The sequence below is a fragment of the Microcystis sp. LEGE 08355 genome (genome assembly GCF_015207185.1).
Taxonomy (GTDB): Bacteria; Cyanobacteriota; Cyanobacteriia; order Cyanobacteriales; family Microcystaceae; genus Microcystis; species Microcystis panniformis.
The window spans coordinates 1-2,404 of sequence record NZ_JADEXI010000657.1 but is presented as its reverse complement, the minus strand read 5'-3'; the positions used below and the strand labels follow the sequence as shown (position 1 = coordinate 2,404).

Annotated in this window: 2 protein-coding genes; one reads left to right on the top strand and one right to left on the bottom strand. The window is 45.8% G+C overall.

Going from position 1 to position 2,404, the window contains the following annotated elements; genetic code table 11:
• Positions 1 to 97 precede the first annotated feature (97 nt).
• Entirely contained in the window at positions 98 to 1,048 is a 951-nt protein-coding gene (locus tag IQ242_RS22550; protein ID WP_193961482.1) for an NAD-dependent epimerase/dehydratase family protein, read from the top strand.
• 236 nt (positions 1,049 to 1,284) lie between these two features.
• On the opposite strand, the gene IQ242_RS22545 is transcribed toward IQ242_RS22550, so the two are convergent.
• On the bottom strand, positions 1,285 to 2,226 hold the full coding sequence (locus IQ242_RS22545) for a DUF1517 domain-containing protein (RefSeq protein WP_193961481.1): 942 nt from the start codon (positions 2,224 to 2,226) through the stop codon (positions 1,285 to 1,287).
• Positions 2,227 to 2,404: the final 178 nt, after the last annotated feature.

Sequence of the window (2,404 nt, the reverse complement as noted above, 5' to 3'; positions counted from 1 at the left end):
GTCACACCTTGCCCACACCGAAAAACTTTTTGCCGCAAACCCTACTTAAATGCGGCTTAGCTTACAATCGATACAAAATATCAACGACTAGGATTAAATGGCTACTCATATTGTTACTGGTGTCGCGGGTTTTATCGGTTCTAACTTGGCAGAAAAGCTTTTAGAACAAGGAGATCAGGTGATCGGTATCGATCAATTTAACGATTATTACGACCCCAGTTTAAAGCGCAAAAATGCCCATATTCTAGCCAAATATCCCGAATTTAAGTTAATCGAAGCGGATATACAAGCCCTCGACTGGCGACAACTGTTGCAAGGAGTAGAAGTATTATTCCATCAGGCAGCCCAAGCAGGAGTCAGAGCAAGCTGGGGTGATGGATTTCGTCAATATACCGAAAGGAATATAAATGCTACTCAAATTATTCTTGAGGCCGCTAAGGAAACCCCGTCTTTACAACGGATGGTTTTTGCTTCCACTTCCTCGGTGTATGGCAATGCGGAAACGATGCCGACTCCCGAAACCCTTTGTCCCCAACCAGTTTCACCCTACGGCATCACCAAATTAGCGGCAGAAAGACTCTGTTGGCTATATCACCAGAATTTTCACGTTCCCGTCACTGCCTTGCGTTATTTCACCGTTTATGGACCGCGGCAACGTCCCGATATGGCTTTTCATAAGTTTTTTCAATCAGCGATCGCAGATAAAGCCATCGGCATCTACGGGGATGGCAAACAAACCCGCGATTTTACCTTTATTAGCGATGCTGTAGCCGCTAATTTAGCCGCTGCCGTCGTACCGGAAGCGGTGGGGGAGGTGTTTAATATTGGTGGTGGTAGTCGCGTGGTTTTGTTGGATGTCTTGGATACTATGGAAAAAGTCATCGGTAAACCGATCGAGCGATCGCATCAAGGACTCGCCCGGGGAGATGCCCGTCACACCGCCGCCGATGTCACCAAAGCCCGTACTATTCTAGGTTATAATCCCCAAGTTTCTTTAGCCGAAGGATTAGCCCAAGAATGGCAGTGGATTCAGGAATTATATTGTTAACGGCGGCAATATCCTTAATAATCAAAAAATCTCCCTTTTACAGGGAGATTTTGGGCAATATCTAGGGCTGGCTGAATAAATCTAAAAACCTTGTTGGGTAATACCATTTTTCTTTATTCTTGGCAGGTATCTTACCCCCCCTTGCCCCCCCGATGTCGGGGGGGCAAGGGGGGCCACACCCTACCCCCACGAAAAAATTTTTCAGCAAACCCTATCTAGGGTTATACCCCGACAAATTACACCAATTTCAGATCGGGATAATTGGCGAGAATGTCGTCTTGACTGAGAATATCACCCTCGCTTTGAGGAGTCCAAATCACTTCTACTGCCAAAAGTCGATCGCCTCCCATACTACCAATTTGTTGTAGGGCCTGTTTCAAGTCTTGGGAATCATTGATTTTGGCTAGGGAAAATTTACCGACGATGCCAGCTAAAATAGTCACCAAAATATAGCCTTCCGGTGCGCTTTTAGCTAATTCCTCAGCCGATTCGGGTAAAATATTTTCTTGAGAACCTTGACGCAGTTGATTATTGTAATTAGTTAAGGTTTCCGCCGTTAGTTTACCGCGTTCGTTGAGAGACCACTGATTAAACTTGGCTTCTGCACTGCTGAGGCTGGTTTGTTGGCAATCGACGTTACCATAAACCCAGTATTCCGGATGACGTAACAGGGCGAGGGCCGATTCTTGTAAGACTTCGATGCGTCCCTCGGAGGTGCTAGTATCCACAGTTAGGGCGATTTGATTTAATTCTTGTTGCAGATAACGGGCATTAGCCAACAAACCCACCTGTACTTTAGCCACGGAGACGGTTTCATAACCGGATTCTATCGTCATACCATTCTCATCACTGCCTCCACCATTACGGAAAGCATTAACGAGGAAATTGGCGATAGCAAAAAAGATTAACAGAGAAATTAAGCCACCGCCACCACCACCCCAAAAGAAGGGTAAGAGGAAGGGAAAACCAATACCTCCACCGTAACCGGGGGAACTGTAACCACCACCCCTAGAAGGGCTAATACTGCGACTAGGGGCGCGAAAACTACCGCCACCCATTCTACCCCCCGATGCCGCTAAAGCACTGGGAATAGAACCTAAAATCAGCGTTGTCACTAATCCTAGAACTAATAACGGCTTGGCAAGCGATCGAACTTTAGTTAAAATTTTGTCAATCATAAGAACACCGAAGCAACCCTTTATTTACTAGGATAACCAGTTTCTCCCTCAGGGATAGACAAACCCCGAATAGGGATAACCGAATCAGTGATCAGTTATCAGTGATCAGTTAGTAAGGTGTTAGGTATGGAGATTTTATGGTTTTGGGGTTTTGGGGTTTTGGGGTGTTGAGTATGGT

Excerpts from the sequence above, each read along its gene's own strand:
- IQ242_RS22550 (WP_193961482.1), top strand. The coding sequence starts at position 98 with ATGGCTACTCATATTGTTACTGGTGTCGCGGGTTTTATCGGTTCTAAC.
- IQ242_RS22545 (WP_193961481.1), bottom strand. The coding sequence starts at position 2,226 with ATGATTGACAAAATTTTAACTAAAGTTCGATCGCTTGCCAAGCCGTTA.